The sequence below is a fragment of the Oligoflexus sp. genome (genome assembly GCF_035638955.1).
Taxonomy (GTDB): Bacteria; Bdellovibrionota_B; Oligoflexia; order Oligoflexales; family Oligoflexaceae; genus Oligoflexus.
In genome coordinates, this window is record NZ_DASQYZ010000083.1 from 137,408 (window position 1) to 155,773 (window position 18,366).

Sequence of the window (18,366 nt, forward strand, 5' to 3'; positions counted from 1 at the left end):
GCGTGACTGAGGAAAAAACCGTGGATTTCGATCAGCTCTTTGCCAAGCGCTCCACCCATATAAAACCTGGTCTGCAACGGATTGAGCGCAGTTACGAATTTTTAAAGCGACCTGCTGCAGGTATCCCCGCGGCTTTGATTGGTGGCACCAATGGAAAAGGGAGCACCAGTGGTTTCCTCTGGTACCTCCTGGCGCTCAATCAGCGCAACATCGGCCTCTTCAGCTCGCCCCACCTCGCTGCGTTCTCGGAACGCTGCCAGCTGAGTGTAACACCGTGTGATGACGGGATGCTGGCTGATGTCTGGCGCGAGTTGCAGAAGGAACTGCCCGCTGACCTCTATGACGAGCTGTCGTTTTTTGAAATCACGACACTGCTGGCTTTCCGACTTTTTCAGCAGAAAGCCGCAGATTTTCAAGTGCTCGAAGTGGGCCTTGGTGGACGTTGGGATGCGACCAATGTGAGCGATCCCTTAATCTCGGCTGTGGTCAGTGTTTCGAAAGACCATCAGGAATATCTTGGTCACGATCTGATGGGCATCCTTGATGAAAAACTTGGGATCATGCGCGCTGAACGCCCGCTGTTCTGGGGCAACAGCGGTGAGGTCTGCGCGGTTCCCGGTTATCGTGAGCACCTCTTGCAGAAAGCCGCAAAACTCAATGTGCCTCTTTTTGAAGCGGGCCGTGATTTTGGTTATGACGAAGCCAGTGAGCTCGTCGTGATCAACCTGCCGAACCTTTCGTTTTGCTCACTCCCCATTCAAAACTGTCTGCGCGCGACTCCGCTTTTTTTAAGGCGGAATTTGGCTCTGGCGGCTGCGATGTACCATTACCTGCAGTCGACTCAGATCGAAGCCGGCTGGGGGCCTCTGAATGAAATTTGGCCGCTTTTAGGGGAAGGTCAGGCGGCGGCACCTGTGACCCTGTACGGTCGGAGCCAAAGACTGCTGATTCCGACTGAGCGTGGTCCGGTGCGCCTTATCCTCGATGTTTCGCATAATCCTGATGGTGCCCAAGCATTTCTGACTGGATTGACCAGTCGCGGCCTTGCGGGACCTATGCCGGCTCTGGTCTGTATCTTGAAAGACAAGGATATGAATCGCATTCTGGACGTCTTGCGTTCGCGGCTGCATCCTGTCATCCTGTTTGGGATTGAGCATGAACGTGCCTGGCAGCCGGAACTTCTCGACGCCCGGCATCGCGATCTGCCATTTTTTTCGAATTTTACAGAGGCCTGGAACGCAGCCCTGGTTCGATGGAACCCGGCCGATGCGCCCTGGGCTGTCTGTGGTTCGGTGCTGGCTGTGGGACGAATCCTTCAGCATTTTGATAGCGCGCCTAAGGATGGAATCAGCCTTGAACGATGTCTTAGCGGTGATTGGTAAGGGGCTTTCTCTGCGGTCCTTTCTGTTAATCCTCATCTTCGGCAGCCTGGCTTCTGGCCTGGCTTCTGCGCAAACACGGCCGGTGCCTGAACTGGGCGCTGCCGATCGACCGGTCCCTTCGCTGGATCCTCTGGATGTCGATCCGGACTATTCCTTTCTCTACGATACGCGCACGATTGGTCTCGACAAGGAAGGCAAGCGATACCTTTTCGAAGGGGATGTCGTTCTGATCGGCGGTGGCAACGTGATCACGGCCGATAAAATCCAGGTCGATTACACGACGACCACGCTGGTGGCGGAAGGGCACGTGGTCCTGCTCCACCAATACGAAGTGTTTACCGGGACACGCATTGAGATGCAGTGGAAGCTTGGCGACTTCACCATCAGCAACGCGATGCTTACCGCCAATGATCCCAAAAAAGTCGAGGAAGTCAGCCGCCGTATTCTGGGGCAGGCGCCGCGGGAACTGGCTTATGACGCGGCCCGTGAAGAGCAGCTGCGCGCCATTCAAAAGAGCAAGGATGATATGAAGCGGGAATTCGGTGTGTCGCCGGCCCGTGAACCCTCGCAGGACCAGGTCACGGCTTATACCCGTCTGCTGGAGCGGGAACGCTTTACGCGGGAGTCCTCACCCCCCATGCTCGCGGATCGTGATCCCGAGCGGCGGTCGCGTTTGGAACGGCGCCGCACCTACTGGAAAAAATCCCGCGCCGAAACCAAGACAGCGCCTTTGCCCCAGAACTATTATTTCCGATTGGAAGGTGAAAATCTGCAAAGACGGGATGGCAATCTCTATCGCGTCGATCGCGGATCGTTCACGCCGTGCCGGTGCGATGAAGATGAAACACCAGCCTGGGGTTTTCAGGCGGACAAAATCGATGCGCAGCAGGAAGGCTACGTGGATCTGCATCATCCGGTGCTGACCATCAAAGGCATACCGATTCTGTATTTGCCCTATCTGAAACTGCCGCTGAAGGCCAAACGGCAGTCGGGTTTTCTGATGCCGAGCTTTCAAAGCGGACAACAGAAAAACGGTTTTGTGTACACACAGCCGGTGTTTCTGGATCTCGGCGAGGATGCCGACGCCACGATCACCACCGACCTTTTTCAAAAACGTGGGACGCGCGTCGGGGTCGAAGGGCGATATGAAGCCCGCAAGAATTCAGGCTTTCGCTTTCAAACGGAAATGATTCGCGATACCTCATGGATGCAGCTCCGCAGTGAACGCAATGGGCTTCTGCAGTATCATCTGGTGGATCAACCCTTCTGTACCCAGACTGATCCCGTAGAACGAGCGGCCTGCGAAAAGCAAACGATTGATACCCTTTCGCCGCCGGGAAACACCTGGAGGGGCAAAGAGGAGTGGCAGGGACGCTATTTCCTGGCGCCGCGACTGTCGATTGTTTCTGCCGGTAAAGTCACGTCGGATCATCGTTATATTGAAGATCTTTATCTGCCTGAAGATATCGTCACAGCCTTTGCCACTCAGGCCAATGCCAACGCGTTCTCGACGGCCAAGGCTCGTATGGATTTCGATGGTCGGGATTTTTATCTTGGCATCGGGGGTTCGGTCGGTGATAACGCGTGGTCAACGGAACGCTATGCGGGCCAGCAAATGCCTGCCTATTTCAATGTTCAGACGAGGCTGTTCCGCCTCCTGCCGGCCCAATGGCTGAACATACCGATCTATGCCGAGGTGCAGGCGAAAACGATTTCAATTGATCAGTTCGATTCCAGTACCCCGAGTCTGACGCCCACGGTCACACCCACGCCCACGACGGTCGAACCGAGATTGGGCGATGGAACGTGGCAACGCATGGCCATGTTGCTGACGACGCCTTTGACCACGGAAAGTATTGTGCGCGTCGATCAATTCACGGAAGGGGAATTGCGGGTCATCAGCCACCGATCGTTGCCGGAAAAAAGCAGCACCATCCGCAGTTGGCGAACCGGCTTTGCGCTGAATTTGCCGATCGATGGAACCGGGCCGCTTCCCGCGTGGATTCGCAAGCCGGAAGACGGCAAGGGCCAGAGTTATGTGAAGCACATTATGAACTGGGGCCTCAGTCTTTCCATGCGGCCCAGTGTGGTGCGGGATGGGCCTTATGGTGAACTGGTGGATACCAACAATGCCCCTCTGGTTTATTTCCCCTCGGATCGCAAAGTCTTTTACGCCGAAGATCGTGACGTCCGGGATGAGGATATGATGATTCCTCATCAGCGCATCACACTCAGTACGAGTCATCGCTGGCAGGTTTTCGATCGGGTGCTGGAAACGGTGCCGGGTCAGCTGCCGCCCAATGAGGAGGCGGAGATCAAAGGCAACCTCCTGGATATGCAAAAGCAGGCGTTGCGGGAATTGTTAAGCGTCAAGGATCAGCCCGTCACCAGTTCGACGTCCATGTTCCGTGATAAGCCGGATGGTGGAGTGGATTGGTTGATCAATCGTTATCGCAGTTCAGACATCAATGCGTCAGAGCCAGTGAATTTCTCGGTCAGCATGAGCTTTGACTACCAGCAGGAAAAGCTGCGGCAGGAGCAGATTCAACGCAATGAGGAACTGGAAGAGCAGGCCGTTGCTGCTGCCGATCCGACGACGGCCGAGCAGCTTCGCGTGTCCAAGGTCAATTACTATAACCTGCCAGAGTCCTGGCTGGGGCCGTACTCCAGTTTGATGGTCAACTGGCGAGGCGTGTCGCTGACCACCACCTCGACTTACAATATTTATAAGAACGCGAACACGTCCTTGAGCTTCGGCCTTGGTCTGCCCACGTTTTGGTCCACATCGTTGGCTATGAATTATGTGCTTGAGAAAAACGCTGAACTGGATCTGGCTCAGGATAAGGTCTTTTTCAAGAGGATTAAAACCACCAACGCTGGTTTAAGTTCAGGCATCATTCCCTATATCACCCTGGGTGCGAACCTGATTCAACGGCAGGTCGAGAATGAAAAGTCCCAATACGGAACGTCGTATCAAATTGGATACGATAGTCTATCGGGATGTTGGGGTCTGCGTTTTGTGCGGGAAAAGGATTTGAACCAGGTTGAAGAAAACGCCAACTACATCGTGCAGCTGGCGGTCATATTCCTGGGCAATCGGCGCAATGCCGATGTTTCACCGGGGCTTAAACGGCAATTCGGTGTCGACGAAGAAAACCTTTGATCATTCCTCGACCGTGGCCGGTGTATAACTCAGCACCGGTCCCAATATCTTCTGATCCCGATCCGCGAATTGATAATAAATCACCGGCGCACTCAAAATTTGCAAGGGTTGGCGTAAATCCAGCCAGGGAGCGTCGGACTCATAGTTCTCGTCCAGGACTTCGGCACGGCCGGCAAATCGAATCCAATAGGCGGCGCCGTTTGCGGAATAACTCAATGAAATTGGCGTATTGCCCGCGTTTCTGAGGGTCGGTTCAGCGGCAATGCTGCCGACTGGAGTGAGATCACTATAGAGTTCGAGATCGCGTTCCTGAACCGAAGCCAGCCATGTGCCTTTGGTCTGCACAAAGCCTCGTTTCTCGACCAGCAGCGGAGTGGATAACTGCGCGGGAACATCGGCGCTGAAGCTGCCATCTTCCGCTGTGATCAGTTCCTGACGACCTAGACGCACGCGCGCCTCAGGTACGGGAGCCCCATAAGCCACGACGCGACCGGTGACCGTCGTGTTCGGTTGCATCAGAACGTTACCCAAATCCATTTCACCACGAGATTCCAGATTGATAGAGTCGATCACGGCCGATTCCGGATCGGCGTTTTCAGGGACGAAATAGAGGTGCAAACGTGAATTTTGCAAGCCGTACTGCAGGCGTAAAGCTGCCAGCCTTTCGGTATCCAGGGTCAAGTCAAAGCTGCCATCATCGGCCGAGAGGGCTTCCGGAGCTGAGTTTTGCTCCAAATAGACGGCCGTGCGACCGCTCAAACTTTCACTGCTATGCAGGATCCGACCTTTGATGGTCAATTCCGGTCTGGCTTTCTGCACGTCACTGGACGGTTGAGGCAGACAACCCGTAACAATCCAAAGGCTGAAAAGAAACCACCGCTTCGTCATAACAACTCCATTCCCAGGGAAACAGCCGAATCCACAGACGCGTGGCCCTTTTGAAAATGCAAGGTCCTGACCAGACCGGGTTTGCCGCATAACTCGGGTAATTTACAAATGATTTGTGTGGCTTGGAGGGCTTCTGCTACACTGATAGCCAAGACCACCTGACAAAAAATTTGACAGTCCCAAGGGAGCAGTCGCATGAAAGGACTCGCCACCGCTACTCTCAGTCTGGCTTTGGCTGGCTGTGGGCTAGTGAAAAAGGGCAGCAGCTGTGATTTGACGGCAAAAAATCTGCGCGCGGAGCCATGGACTGGAGCCGGCCTGCCCACGAACACTTTGTCTTTGACCTTTCTTCGCGGGCCTTCCGAAACCACCGCGGATATCGGAACTCTGCTCGAACAGAGCGGGATTCAAGGTTCGTTCTTTGTGCGGGGAGCCGCCGCCCATGAGCATCAATCGACTCTGCACCATCTTTGGGAGCAGGGACATATCGTCGGCAATGGGGGCTATACCTTCACAGCGCTGACGCATTCACACGAGCCGATTGTGGAAGTACGCAAGACCGATGCTCTGATCACAGAAGACGTGACCGGCAATATGTTCTTGTTCCATGCTCCGGAAGGTGCGTTTTCGGAAGAGCTCGCCGATCTTTTCAATCACAATGGGCTTGGTAAATACGTAGGCCCGATCGCTCCCGATACGGTGGCGAGCGATACGTTTATGGATGATGCCGCGTGCTGGGACAATGACCTGAGCGTGAGCGCCTGCACGCAGCAGTACTTCAGCGAAATCGTCCGGCTCCAAAAGGGTATTATTCCGTTTCATGATGAAGACCCGCGCAGTCTGGAGCTGCTCGCTGCCCTGCTTCCTGATTTGTCTGCCTTTGGCTTCTCTTTTGTGCGTTTGGATCAGATTCCTGAACTGCGTGCTGTCCTGGAAGAAGCTGGCAGTACGGTGGATCAGGTGGCAGGTGAATCCTCCTGCGATGATTACGATTAAGGAGTGAGCCTTGCGAAGTCGCATCGGTCTATTCATTTTACTGTTGGGATTTTCTTCGGCACGGGCGCAGGCCGCCTGTGATGCGTCGACGTTTGGTCAATTCCTGGCCGAGGCCCAAAGCCTGGGGCCTCAGGCCGAATCCCTGGGCCGGCAAATGCTCGCCTGTCCGCGGGATGATTATCGGCACGCCGCCGTCTATTGGCTCAGCTTTGTCTATGCGATGCAGCAGAATGCAGCCGCTATCAAGGACCTCGGGCGTTCCATTCCGGCTTCCGGATCCGGCTCCGAAAAAGTGCAGGTGCTCTATCGAGCCTGGCAGGGAGATTACAGTGGACTCGCGAATCGCGTGCGCATCGGACAGCGTGATTATGCCGATGATCCGTTTGTCATGCTGGTGCTGGCTCGTAACCTGATTCGCTTTGAGCAGTACAAGGATGGCCTTGCCACCTATCAGCAGCTGATCAGTCTTCAGGATAATAATGAATCCTCGGAGATCGAACGACTCTATGCTCTGATCTGGAGTCGTGATGATGAGGCGGCCCTGTTACGAATCGCCGCGATGAAGCGCTATGATCTGTCTCCTTATTTACGCCAGTCCGTGGAGCGAGCGGAAACCCTGCTCGAAAAATACGGTAATGCCAAACCTGGATCCGATCACCCAGCGCATAACGTCTGGATGCGTGTCGCGGGCAAAGATTTGGTGGATCTGCGTGGGTATCGGCGGCGGACGCTGGAAGTGGATTACCATGGGCCGCTCCATGTCGCGGTCGGTGCGCATGAGCTGAGCCATCCTTTGGACCCGGAACCACAGAAGGAAGCATCCCTGGAATTGGGCTATACCTTTAATCTGACCACCAACTGGAATCTGCAGACCGAGCTTGGCTATTTTTCAGCCGGTGATCAGAACCTGATGGGACGGGTGGATAACTTTATACGCCTGGGTGAAAGTTCGCTGGGCTTTGGTCTGCGTCGAGAGGCTGTTTCGCTGGTCGAAAGGCCTTTGATGATCGAGGAACAGGGTCTGATGCGCGATACCGCCAAGGTCGGCATGAGTCTTTGGAAACGCTATGTTTTCACGGCGGCTCTGGAACGTGATGGTCATGAGGCGCCCTTTGTCACCTATCAATCCGAGCTGCGTCTGGGGCAGCTGGTGACCGAAGAAACAGAGCATGGCATTGGCTTTTTCATTCCCCTGGAATTCAGCGATCATCCCAAACCCGCTGCGGATGCCGTCACCTATCCACGCGAATGGAAGGCTGGGATTGGTTTGCGCGCGGCTCATGGGGACGGCCAGTATTGGCATCTTTCGGGAGATGCACGGCTCTTGACCGTAAGTCGCAGCTACTATCAGGATCCCGAAAGTTTTACCAAACTGCTCGGCGCAGCTTTACGCCTGGAAGCCAAATACTTCGTACAAAGGTCCTGGCATGTCTTCGTCGAAGCTGAACGGGAATTTGTCGAAAAGAACCCCTTCGATGAAGAGGATGAGCAGGAGAGTCTTGTCGTCCTGGGCGTGGCTCTGACGGGAGCCGGCCATGGATCAGCAGCCAAGGAGATGGGTCGATGAAAATGGCAGTTCGTATTCTGATCGTGCTGTGTGCCCTGTCCTGGATGGAGGCCTGCACCTTTCATATACCAGCCGAGGACATTTCGCAGCTGCAGGCCGGTAAAACATTTACCCGTCAGGGCGGATTCACCATCGGGCCGGGCGATGAAATTGATATCGTGGTCTATGGCGAGGAAAAGCTCAGCGGCCGCTTTACGGTCTCACCGGCCGGTATTCTGACGTTTCCCCTGATCGCCCCGATCAATGTCGTGGGCATGACAGTCGCTCAGTTGACCAAGCGTTTGGAAAGCGCGCTCGACAGCATGGTGAAAAATCCGAGAGTCACCGCCTCGCTCCTCGGGGTTCGCAGCTTTTCCGTGTATTTTGCCGGGGAAATCAGTCGCATTGGAATGGTTCCGCTGACGAGTGAGACCACATTCTTGCAGGCCATGACTCTGGCGGGTGGGCCGACCGCTTTTGCCACGGGACGCATTGTTCTGATTCGCCAGGTTGGAAATAACAAGGTTCGCCGCTTTTCGCTGCGCTACGAAGATATCCTGACCGGAGAAAAATACATTGATAACATCACATTGGAAAGTGGCGATGTTATCTACGTGGAATAAGGCGCTGATCATCGGGCTGGCGCTGCTGCCTGGACTGCTTCGCGCTCAAACGCCGGGTGATTCTGAAGGCAGTTGGCAGCACGCTGATGGACTGTGGTGGGGCTGGCAAAGAGCCCAGCCTGAAACCGCGGAGCATACCTTTTACCTCGTGGACACCGGAACTGTTGAGTTGAATCGTTCCGTGGAAGCCCGCAGCCAGGTCACCCGTTTGAACTGGACGTTGGGTGTTGGGGATCGATTGGATCGCTTTGTTCTGCTGGAAGGCCAGACTCTTTGGGAACGGAGCGTCGGCAAGCATCGGTTCAGTCTGGGCATCGATGTAGGCGGCAGTGTTTTCTTCGGCTCGACCCGCTTTGCCAATCTTGAAGATCAATTTATTTTGAGCAACGGCCTGAACCTCTCCACAACGGGTGGGACCACCAATCGCTGGGGAGTTGGCTTGACCGTTGCGGATACCATTTCTTTGACTCGCACTTTGGACGTTACGCTGGATGCCAATCGGCAGGAATCACGCGTGAAGATTGCCGGTACCGACCAAAGCGAAAGTGAGATCGATAGCTGGGGTGCGCGCCTGGAAAAACGTTGGGTCAGAGCGCGTCTGCAGACCAGTGCTCGCAAGACGGAACTGGATTTAGGTAATGATCTGGCTGGTCAGAGACTTCGCGCCCGGCAGAACGTGGTTGATATTCAGGGCCGCCTGCTCTTTCCCCTCATCGGACGAATCAACGGCAGTGTGGGCTGGCAGGATTTGCGTTCGCAGGGCACCGATGCTGAAGATCGACGCTTGAGTGGTCCCGAATTGGGGCTCACCTACACGCCGGAATCAGCTTGGAGTGCCAGCATTTTTGGGCGCGCGTTACGGGAGCAAGGCAATGACGATAGCTCGGGTCAACTCTTTGGGGAAGCGAATCTGGCCTTCCGCGGGGATGCTCGGAACTCGTTTCTGTTTGGTGCCAGCAAGCAAATCGATTTGATCACGGCTTATCGGGTGTTTACGGTGCAGAATTTTGTGGCGACGGATCAGCAGCGCAGCACGGTTACGGGTCAGGCGCAGTGGGCGCATCAACGGGGCCGCTATCGTTTGACTCTTTCCCTCGTGCAGAGTCGGCAGGAATTTGCCCAAAGTCATGCAGATTTTGTCGAATCGAATATTGCGCAGGTCTATGATGTGACCAGGCTTGGGCAGCTGAGTGTTATCCTGGGCGCGCGTTCCAGTCGCTTTGAAACGGATACGCCTCCGGTTGCGATCCGCCGTAATTTTGCGGATCTGCGCGTGGGCTGGCAGCAAACCCTGACGGGCGGTGTAAGGCCTCTCGGCGGTCGAACCTTTTATCGTCTTGATGCTAGCTATGAAAATTTGCAGGAAGAGATCACAGACGTGGCGGCCGAACGTCTCACCTTCCTGGTAAGTCTGGGTCAATTAGGGAATTTCTAGGGGGCCTTTGATGAATCCCGGCAAGTTTACGTTACAGTCCAAAACCAAAGGTCATGCGCTCTGGATCGAGATGCTGGTTTTCATCTGTGCCCTGGCGCTTGGCCTTTTTATGTTCATGCGTGAGCCGCTGCTGCCTCTCAGTCCCATACCGATCCTGGCCGTCGCTGCCTGGATTATTTTGCCTCGCCTCGGCGCGCGCTCCGATCAAATCATGCTCCTGGGATTTTTCATCCTCTGCTTTTTTATCGATGATATTGCCCAGGCGCCTTGGAATGGGCTTTTTTCGATTACCAAAGACATTCTAGGCAATATTCTGTTTCGCTCGTTTGGCCTCACAGGATTTGAGGTCTTTTCGATGGGATTTGCCCTGCTCTGTGTGATTATTACCCGCCGTGAAGAAAAGAAGGCCTGGCTGGGTCTGGGACTTGTGCCTTTGCTGATCATCACGTCGATGATCCTGCTCATGGCTTTGGTGAATTCATTCTATGGGGTCATGACGGGCGGGTCACCGGAAACGGCGCTGATTCAAATCCGTTTTCTTTATCTCCTGCCGATCTGGACTTTTATTGGCTTTGTGGTGCTTCGGGATGAGCCGTTTTTCCGCAAAATATTTTTCTGGCTCACCATGCTGATCGTATTTAAATCCGTGCAGACCATTTTTATTTGGATTACCAACCGGGGTTATTTTGCGGAAGCGGAATATATTTATGAACACTATTTTTCCGCTTATCAGGTGGTGGCCATGCTGCATCTCTTGCAGTATGCTTGGCGTCGGCCGGAAGGCCTGCTGAAAGGGGCGAGTGTTCTAGGTTTTGTGTTGACCCTCATAGCTTATATCCTCAACGATCGACGTACATCCTACGTTGGTATTCCCTTTGCGTTGATAGCGCTCTTGTTTTTCCTGCCTAAATCGTTCATGAAAGTTTATGGGCGCATGATTGTAACCTGCACCCTGGCCTTTGGCACACTCACTGCTGTCACCTGGAATCTACCTGGCCCCTTGGGATTCGTGGGAGCCCTGTACCGATCCTTCGGTCAGGAGACGGGCCAGGAAGGGCCAAGTTATCGCGACCTGGAAAATGCCAACATGCTGCGCGAAGTTTCGCAAGCCCCCATCACTGGCATGGGCTACGGCAAGGAATTTGAAGAGTTCTATCCCATGCCTTCGGTGGCCAGCGTTTACCCGCGGTATAAGATGATTCCCCATAATAACCTGCTGGCGGCCTGGTGTTACGGGGGCCCTTTGACGATAGCCGGGCTCAGTCTGGTCTTTCTCTTTATGTTTGCCATGGCGGGCCGTTTGGTTTTTGATGAGGATATGGCGGGATACCGTTATATCGGGATTTTCTCGCTCTTCTATTTTGTGCAGTTTTTCAGTTATGTGTTTGGTGATATCGGGCTGCAGGTCAGCAAGAATCAGCTGTTGGGTGGCCTTCTGCTCGGCGGCTGCTATCGGCTTTATCAAATGCGCAAAAAGGAGCTCGGCAAATGCTAACGCGTTTAGCCTTGATGTTCGTGCTGCATGTTTTGGTTCTGGGTGTGGTCTTCGGCCGACGCATGGAGTTTCTCCATCTGTCGAAACTTGGCTGGATCTTTAGCTATTTGATCCTGTTTTATATGGGCTGGGGTCTAGTCTTTTCCCTGTTTCCCCAGGCTATTATGCCAGAACTGGTGCCTTAACGGGTTCAGCTCATGAGGGCCGCGGCGATCTTGCGACGGTCCATGAACTGCAGCAGGCGCTGAAGGTCTTCGTGCCGCGTTTCGCCCAGGCGGATCTGCAGAACCACGGCGTCCGCCACTTGGTGGAGGATCCCGTTTTCTGAATTGAACGCGGGTGGGAACGCTTCGATGACGATGACCTGATATTTTTCACGCAGGCTTTTGAAGAGTCTTTGCACCAGATCCTCCTGGAAGGCTCCCAGGGATTCCAGCGGGTCACGGGCGTAGGCTGTATCATGACTCCCATCAGCGGACCCTTTGAGTCGAACGTTTTTCCATTCGGCTTTGCCAGCCAGGAATTCCATAAGGTCCGCGGTATTTTCCTCGTTTTGATTCTCCCGACCCCGAAAGCTTAAAAAGAGGGCGCGGCGTCCGCTGTCGACCGTCAGGACCTTGGTAAGGTTGGCGGCGAGATTATCAGGATGATTTTCAGCACCGGTATCAAAAACGACTGTGACCTGCCGCTCCTGCATCTGATCGATCAGCTGACCGATGTGCCGATAGGAATCCAGCAGAACGAGCTCCGGTCTTTTCTTGCTGACGAGTTGTCCGAGCTGGGGCCGCAGTTCACGGATCTGCTCAGCATCGAAAGCAGGGTGTTGGCGCAACCAGGAGGGTTTGACTTCAGCCGTCGGATGCACACCGTAAAGGCGATCCATCTGCTCGGAAGCCACGACATACGGTTGGTTCATTTCGCGGATCAGAATGGTCATACCGAAGGTCAGAAGACAGAGCATCAGTCCAACGCCGATGGCCAGACCATATTGTTTTTTGTTGGAAGGCGTTGTGGGAGCTTCCGGTTCACGAACGGTGGTGAAGCGTCGGCTCGCGGAAGGATTTTCGATATCACGCGTGAGATCCTGAACCTGATTCTCCAGGGTACGAATCTGCGTGGTGAGTTCCGAAAGCGTGCGGCGCGTATCATCAGGAAAGCTGGCGATTTGCACGCTGCGGTCGATCGGCAACCCGCGGGCTTTCATATCACGTTGCATGGTGAAGAGCTGGGATTTCAGGCGATTGAGTTCGGACTGGATCGGTGCATCCACCGGTTCCGCCTTCATCTTTTCAATCTCCCTTTGCTTTTGAATGACATCGGGATGAGTCACGCCCTTGCGGGATAAGAGATTGTTGAGGTCATCGTTGAGGAGAAGGAGTTTGCTTTCCTGAGTGGACTGCGCACGATCGAAGTCAGCCTGTTTCAGGAGGATTTCCCGAACCAGGACCTGTTCTTTGTTTTTGATGCTGCGACGATCTTCTGGGCTCGTTTGCATGGTGGTCTGACGTTCCGATGTTTGGCTCAGGTCGGAAGGCGCTTCCTTTTCCTTAAGGACCGTGGCTTCCAGTGCCGAAAGTTCCTGGATTTTCGCCTGGGCCTGGATTCGCCTTTGCGTCAGATCATCGATAATATACTGATCCATGCCCGCCCTGGCCATCACCTGGGCATCCTTGGGGTCGGCCGCCGTCGCTGCCAGATTCAAGGTAAATTGCCCTATAATCACACTGGGTGTCAGGCTGTTGGTCAATTCGTCGATCCGCGCCAGGGCCGTTTGCTCTTCGGGAGTCAGCGACCATGAGGCAGGCTGCAGGGTTGCTGGCAGGATGCCCTGCAGAAACTGTTTAATTTTCGACTCACCGCGTGGCAGAAGTTTGATCGTGTCTTCAGGCAGGCGTTGCATCATCCGCTTATAGAATTCAGGATCACTGAAGCGGGACATGTAAGAACTCGTGATACGGTTGACGACCACAGCCAGGTTATCGCCGCCACCGCTCATGCTTTCCGCGGTATCAAAGATCACAGCTATATTGGATGTATATTCGAGGGGGATTCGGCTCACGCCAAAGACCACCAGGAAGAACACCGGAATCGTCAGGATGCTGGCAAACAGAAACTGCCGCTTCAAACCGCCCAGCAAAAAGCTGAGAGACGGCCAACGAATGGCATCAGTGGCTGTAGTTTCCGGATTTTTATCAGTGGAGCGGCGCATGCAAGACCCTGTCACCAGAAGTTGCAGATACTATCCATCTCATCCCAGTATAGAGGCATTGGGGTGGGAGTGCAGACTGCAGTTTCTGCCGGGCAGGGGAGGGGAAGGCTGAAGCCCAGTCGGGCCTCAGCTTACCGAATTTTCAGCCGACGCCGTGCATCCATTTACGCAGCGGTTTGGAGAGACCGAAGAGGAGGACCATTGAAGCTACGAAAGCGGTCGCGGAAATGGCGCCGAAAAGCTGGGCTTCTCCCAAAGTTTCCGCGAATCCACCAATGAAGCCCGCGAGTTTGTTCGCCACCGCATTGGAAAGATACCAAATCCCCATGATCACAGTGGCAAAGCGGGCCGGAGCCAGACGGTTCACCATCGAGAGACCCACGGGCGACAGACAGAGTTCAGCCCAGGTTTGCAGCAGATAGGAGGCCACGATCCAAAGCACACTGGCCTTGCCATTGACTTCACTTTGCTGAGCCGCGAAGACCATGCAGAGGAAACCAAGACTCATCAGGAACAGTGAAATCCCGAATTTCACAGGAGCGGAAGGCTCACGACCCCGCAGGGCCAGCCAGCCCCACATCGCGGCGAACAGAGGTCCGAAGGTCATGATGAAGACCGGGTTGATGGACTGGAACCAGGTCGTGGGAATTTCCCAGCCAAAGATCACGCGATCGACCTTGGTATCCGTATAGAGTGTCATGAGACCACCGGCCTGTTCAAACGAAGCCCAGAAGATCACCACGAAAATCATCAGACTGAAAATAACTTTAAGGCGATCCCGTTCCACGGCGCTTAATGTTTCCTTGACCGCATTCGCGGCATTGGCCGCTGCGCGTCTTGGATATTTACCGATATCGCCCAGCAAACGAGGTCCGACCAATTGGAAGAGGACTTGACCCAGGAACATGCCGACGGCAGCTGCGGCAAAGCCCCAGTGGAAGCCCACGCGTTCGCCCAAAGTCCCTGAAATAAAGGGCGCGATGAAGGCCCCGGTGTTCACACCAACATAGAAAATCGTATAGGCCGCATCGCGGCGTCGGTCGCCTTCCTGATAAAGAGAGCCGACCAGGGTCGCCATCGAAGGTTTGAAAAAACCATTGCCGACAATCAAACAGGCAAGACCCAGGAAGAACGCAAATTCACCCGTAAAGGCCATTGATATATGACCAATCATCATGGTGGTCGCACCGATGGTAATGGCTTTCCGAAGACCCAGAAAACGGTCTGCCATATAGCCGCCCAAAATCGGCGTTAGGTAAACCAAACCGGTATACCAGCCATAAATACTGAGAGCCTCAGCACGCGACCAACCAAACCCTCCGGCGGTGGTGGCTGCTGTCATGTACAGCACCAGCAAGGCCCGCATCCCGTAGAAACTCATACGTTCCCACATTTCGACAAAGAATAGGAGGTAAAGAGCAGGGGGCTGCCTTTCTCCTGACACGTTCTGTCCCAAGCTTTCTGCGCGGCTCATCGACGTTCGATCCTCCTGATTTTGCACAGCCGGTCGCCTGAAAAAGGCTGCCGACGGGGGGAAATGTGCCGGGCATCATAATATTTTTATACGGAATTGTAAGGCTGGAATCAGTCCGGACCCCAAAAAATTAAGGCCTGTCCTCCAAGGAATGACATAAGTGATTTTTCTGCAGCAAATCGGCTTGGGCAACCACGAAGAGGGGAAACAGACTGTGTATTTTTTTTCAATAGACAACTACGGTAATTCTGCTTGTCCACCCTGCGAAAAACCCTGAACGCCTTACCAGCAAGGCTTTGTGGGCTTTTTTGAACGCAACCGGGACAGGGTCGAGGGATCAACGCCAGTCCGCATAGGGATGACGCTCCTCTCATGTGCATGGTGCATTTTACACGATCTTCACCTATAGAAATTATCCGTATATACCAAAGCCGGCGACAGTTATCAGGATTCACCAAATTAAGGGAGTTACGATGAAGCCATCCATCGCTAGCGCAATAAGTGTTGTGCTTCTGTCATCGCTGGTCACAGCGCATGCGCAGGACGCAACGCCCGCGCAGCCGCAGGGGAACGAAACCAAGCCTACGGAAGCTGCTGCCACGACAACCAAAAAGCCACAGACCGACAAAAAAACTGAAGTCATCGCTGTGACCGGTACCCGCATTAAGCGCGTGGACATGAATGCCGCCGCGCCTTTGACGATTCTGGGCAAAGAGGAAATTCAAGCCACCGGTAAACAAACGGTGACGGATATCGTCAAGTCTTTGCCTGCGGCCATTGGTAACTCGGTGACCACCACATCGACTAACGGTGGTGGTGACGGTAGCGGTAATATCGCTCTCCGCGGTCTGGATCCTTCGTCGACTTTGGTGCTTTTGAATGGTCGCCGTCTCCCGCTCGACGCCTTTGGCAATAGCCCTGACTTGAACTCGATCCCGGTGGCTGCCATCGAGCGTATCGAAGTTCTGCAGGACGGTGCGTCCGCCATTTACGGTTCTGACGCCATCGCTGGTGTGATCAACATCATCACCCGGAAAGACTGGGATGGTTTGGATTTTAGCGTTTACGTGGGCCAGGCGTCCCGTGGTGACCTCCAAACCAAATCCATGGATCTGACTTATGGCGCGACCAATGACAAAGGTGGTTTGCTCCTCGGCGTTAACGTTTATAGCCAGGGTTCTGTGAAATCCCGCGATCGCGACGTGTCGAAAGACGCTCTCGGTCCCAGCTCCGCAACCCCGGACGCGCATGTGATCACCGCTACCGATAACCTGATTGCGAACCCAGATGGTACGTATCGTCCCTATACCCCGGCCGATCGCTACAATTTCTCGTCCATTACGGACGCGATCATGTCGCAGGATCGCCGGAGCATTTTCCTGGGCGGTGACTATCTGCTGACCCCAGGATTGAAAGGCTTTGTTGAAACCACTTTCACCAATACCCTCAGCCGGTATAACTCGGCTCCCACACCTCTCTTCTTGTCGAACGAGACGGGTGACCTGGTCGTGGCAGCGAACAATCCGTTCAACACATTCGGTGTGCCCCTCACCGACGTGAGAAAGCGCTTCCTTCAGCTTGGTCCGCGCGTATCGGAAGCGGACTCGAACACGTTCCGCGCTGTTGCCGGCGTCCAAGGTAAAATCGCGGACTCCTGGGATTGGGATGTGGCCTATAACCACGGTGATTCCAAAACCCGCGCCACCACGCAAAACCTCGTGAACAAGACCAACCTGCAGCTGGGAATCGGTGATCCCGCCAACTGCACGGCGCTGGCCAGCCTGGGTTGCGTGCCTGTGAATATCCTTGGTCCAGACGGTAGTTTGACCGACGAAATGATGGATTGGCTGCGCATCGACGCCACCAACTATACGAAAACTGAAGTCGACTCGGTGACCGTGAACTTTGTCGGCGAGCTGGCGGAAACTCCACTGGGTAAAATCGGATTGGCTCTTGGTGTTGAAGGACGGACAGAAGAATACAACAGTGTGTCCGATCCGAATGCCGAGAAGTACAATACCATCGGTAGCACCAACGTGAAATCGACCGAAGGTGATCGTGACATCAAGGAAGCTTACGTTGAATTGACTGTACCACTGACGGATCTCGCCGAGGTCAACCTCGCCGCTCGTCATTCGGATTACAGCGACTTCGGAACCACGACCAACCCTAAATTTGGTGTGAAGATCCGTCCCTTCGAAGGTCTGACTTTCCGCGGAAGTTATTCGACTGGTTTCCGTGCTCCGTCTCTGGTGGAACTTTTCCAGGGTCAGCAGGAAAACTTTGCGAGTCTGAGCGATCCTTGCCAGGTCCCTGGCAATTGCGCCGTGCAAGCGGATGAAGATATCAACCAGTTCCTGGCTCTGCAGGGTGGTAATACCGAATTGGATCCTGAAAAATCCAAGTCGTATACTTACGGCGTTACGTATTCGATTGCGAATTTCAATGCCAAGGCTGACTATTTCAATATCGAAACCAAAAACGCGATCGACACCAATCCGCAGTTTGTCGTAGACCAGTTCCGTCAAAACGGTTTGTTCGCTGACAAGGTTCAGCTTGATGCCGCTAACAACATCACCCGGATCGAAGCCATTGCTTTGAACTTGGCCTCACGTAAAGTGGAAGGTGTTGACCTGGCGTTTGATTACGCTCTGCGTGGGACACCCACCGGTTCGTATACCTTCAGCTTGCTCGCCAGTCATTACATCAAGTACATGAACCAGGCGGATTCGTCGGCACCTTTCGAAAACGTCGTCGGCAAGTATACCGACACCGCTTCCGGTGGCCGCGGTTCGATTCCCAAGTGGAAAGGCCTCCTGGACCTGGGCTGGTCGAACGCTGGTCTTGATTTCGGCGCGACCGCCAACCACGTCACCGAACTGGATGCTGGCAGTGATTTCGATTACCCCACTCTGGCTGCCTGGTCGACCTTTGACCTTCGTGCTGGTTATGATCTGGTGGAATACGGCCGCTTCTCGGTTGGTATCAACAACGTGACAGATAAGGAACCACCTGTCACGGATGCTGCGGCCAACGATAACATCGATGCGCGTACGCACAACTTGATTGGTCGTTACTACTACGCTCGTTGGGGTATCCAGCTCTAAGATTTTCTGCTCAAAACAGGAAGGCGCAGACCGCGAGGTTTGCGCCTT

Annotated in this window: 12 protein-coding genes; 9 read left to right on the forward strand and 3 right to left on the reverse strand. The window is 54.3% G+C overall.

From position 1 onward, the window contains the following. The first annotated feature begins 20 nt into the window (after positions 1–20). A complete protein-coding gene (locus tag VE954_RS08390; protein ID WP_324951611.1) occupies positions 21–1,382 on the forward strand; it encodes a bifunctional folylpolyglutamate synthase/dihydrofolate synthase in 1,362 nt (453 codons plus the stop codon). Beyond that, on the forward strand, positions 1,354–4,545 hold the full coding sequence (locus VE954_RS08395; protein WP_324951613.1) for a putative LPS assembly protein LptD: 3,192 nt from the start codon (positions 1,354–1,356) through the stop codon (positions 4,543–4,545). Before VE954_RS08390 ends, VE954_RS08395 begins: the two co-directional genes overlap by 29 nt. Here the strand turns inward: VE954_RS08395 and VE954_RS08400 are convergent, their stop codons facing one another. Then, positions 4,546–5,433: a hypothetical protein gene (locus VE954_RS08400; protein ID WP_324951615.1), complete on the reverse strand. Its 888-nt coding sequence runs from the start codon at positions 5,431–5,433 to the stop codon at positions 4,546–4,548. 195 nt (positions 5,434–5,628) lie between these two features. Between VE954_RS08400 and VE954_RS08405 the strand changes: the two genes are divergently transcribed. Genes VE954_RS08405 through VE954_RS08430 form a run of 6 tightly spaced genes read left to right on the forward strand, consistent with a single transcriptional unit; the run spans position 5,629 to position 11,713 of the window. After that, positions 5,629–6,429 (forward strand): polysaccharide deacetylase family protein, encoded by an 801-nt coding sequence (locus VE954_RS08405; RefSeq protein WP_324951617.1) that lies wholly within the window; start codon positions 5,629–5,631, stop codon positions 6,427–6,429. Positions 6,430–6,439: 10 nt separating this feature from the next. Then, the gene (locus VE954_RS08410; protein ID WP_324951619.1) at positions 6,440–7,996 is read left to right on the forward strand and encodes a hypothetical protein; all 1,557 of its coding nucleotides are present in this window, start codon (positions 6,440–6,442) and stop codon (positions 7,994–7,996) included. Next, positions 7,993–8,598 carry a polysaccharide biosynthesis/export family protein gene (locus VE954_RS08415; protein WP_324951621.1) on the forward strand — a complete coding sequence of 202 codons (606 nt, stop codon included), beginning with the start codon at positions 7,993–7,995 and terminating at the stop codon, positions 8,596–8,598. Before VE954_RS08410 ends, VE954_RS08415 begins: the two co-directional genes overlap by 4 nt. Continuing rightward, positions 8,579–10,033, forward strand: a complete 1,455-nt coding sequence (locus VE954_RS08420) for a hypothetical protein (protein ID WP_324951623.1) — start codon at positions 8,579–8,581, stop codon at positions 10,031–10,033. The genes VE954_RS08415 and VE954_RS08420 overlap by 20 nt, the downstream gene beginning before the upstream one ends. Before the next feature lie 10 nt (positions 10,034–10,043). Beyond that, positions 10,044–11,528, forward strand: a complete 1,485-nt coding sequence (locus tag VE954_RS08425; RefSeq protein ID WP_324951625.1) for an O-antigen ligase family protein — start codon at positions 10,044–10,046, stop codon at positions 11,526–11,528. Then, on the forward strand, positions 11,522–11,713 hold the full coding sequence (locus tag VE954_RS08430) for a hypothetical protein (protein WP_324951627.1): 192 nt from the start codon (positions 11,522–11,524) through the stop codon (positions 11,711–11,713). The genes VE954_RS08425 and VE954_RS08430 overlap by 7 nt, the downstream gene beginning before the upstream one ends. Positions 11,714–11,718: 5 nt before the next feature. Here the strand turns inward: VE954_RS08430 and VE954_RS08435 are convergent, their stop codons facing one another. Beyond that, complete coding sequence (locus tag VE954_RS08435) at positions 11,719–13,737, reverse strand: hypothetical protein (protein WP_324951629.1); 2,019 nt, start codon at positions 13,735–13,737, stop codon at positions 11,719–11,721. A 142-nt stretch (positions 13,738–13,879) separates the two neighbouring features. Then, positions 13,880–15,211 (reverse strand): peptide MFS transporter, encoded by a 1,332-nt coding sequence (locus VE954_RS08440; RefSeq protein ID WP_324951632.1) that lies wholly within the window; start codon positions 15,209–15,211, stop codon positions 13,880–13,882. A gap of 473 nt (positions 15,212–15,684) precedes the next feature. Here VE954_RS08440 and VE954_RS08445 point away from each other — a divergent pair, with 473 nt between their 5' ends. Continuing rightward, positions 15,685–18,318, forward strand: a complete 2,634-nt coding sequence (locus VE954_RS08445; protein WP_324951634.1) for a TonB-dependent receptor — start codon at positions 15,685–15,687, stop codon at positions 18,316–18,318. Positions 18,319–18,366: the final 48 nt, after the last annotated feature.

Coding starts and splice junctions, on each gene's coding strand:
- VE954_RS08400 (WP_324951615.1), bottom strand. CDS start 5,433: ATGACGAAGCGGTGGTTTCTTTTCAGCCTTTGGATTGTTACGGGTTGT.
- VE954_RS08405 (WP_324951617.1), top strand. CDS start 5,629: ATGAAAGGACTCGCCACCGCTACTCTCAGTCTGGCTTTGGCTGGCTGT.
- VE954_RS08415 (WP_324951621.1), top strand. CDS start 7,993: ATGAAAATGGCAGTTCGTATTCTGATCGTGCTGTGTGCCCTGTCCTGG.
- VE954_RS08420 (WP_324951623.1), top strand. CDS start 8,579: ATGTTATCTACGTGGAATAAGGCGCTGATCATCGGGCTGGCGCTGCTG.
- VE954_RS08425 (WP_324951625.1), top strand. CDS start 10,044: ATGAATCCCGGCAAGTTTACGTTACAGTCCAAAACCAAAGGTCATGCG.
- VE954_RS08430 (WP_324951627.1), top strand. CDS start 11,522: ATGCTAACGCGTTTAGCCTTGATGTTCGTGCTGCATGTTTTGGTTCTG.
- VE954_RS08435 (WP_324951629.1), bottom strand. CDS start 13,737: ATGCGCCGCTCCACTGATAAAAATCCGGAAACTACAGCCACTGATGCC.
- VE954_RS08440 (WP_324951632.1), bottom strand. CDS start 15,211: ATGAGCCGCGCAGAAAGCTTGGGACAGAACGTGTCAGGAGAAAGGCAG.
- VE954_RS08445 (WP_324951634.1), top strand. CDS start 15,685: ATGAAGCCATCCATCGCTAGCGCAATAAGTGTTGTGCTTCTGTCATCG.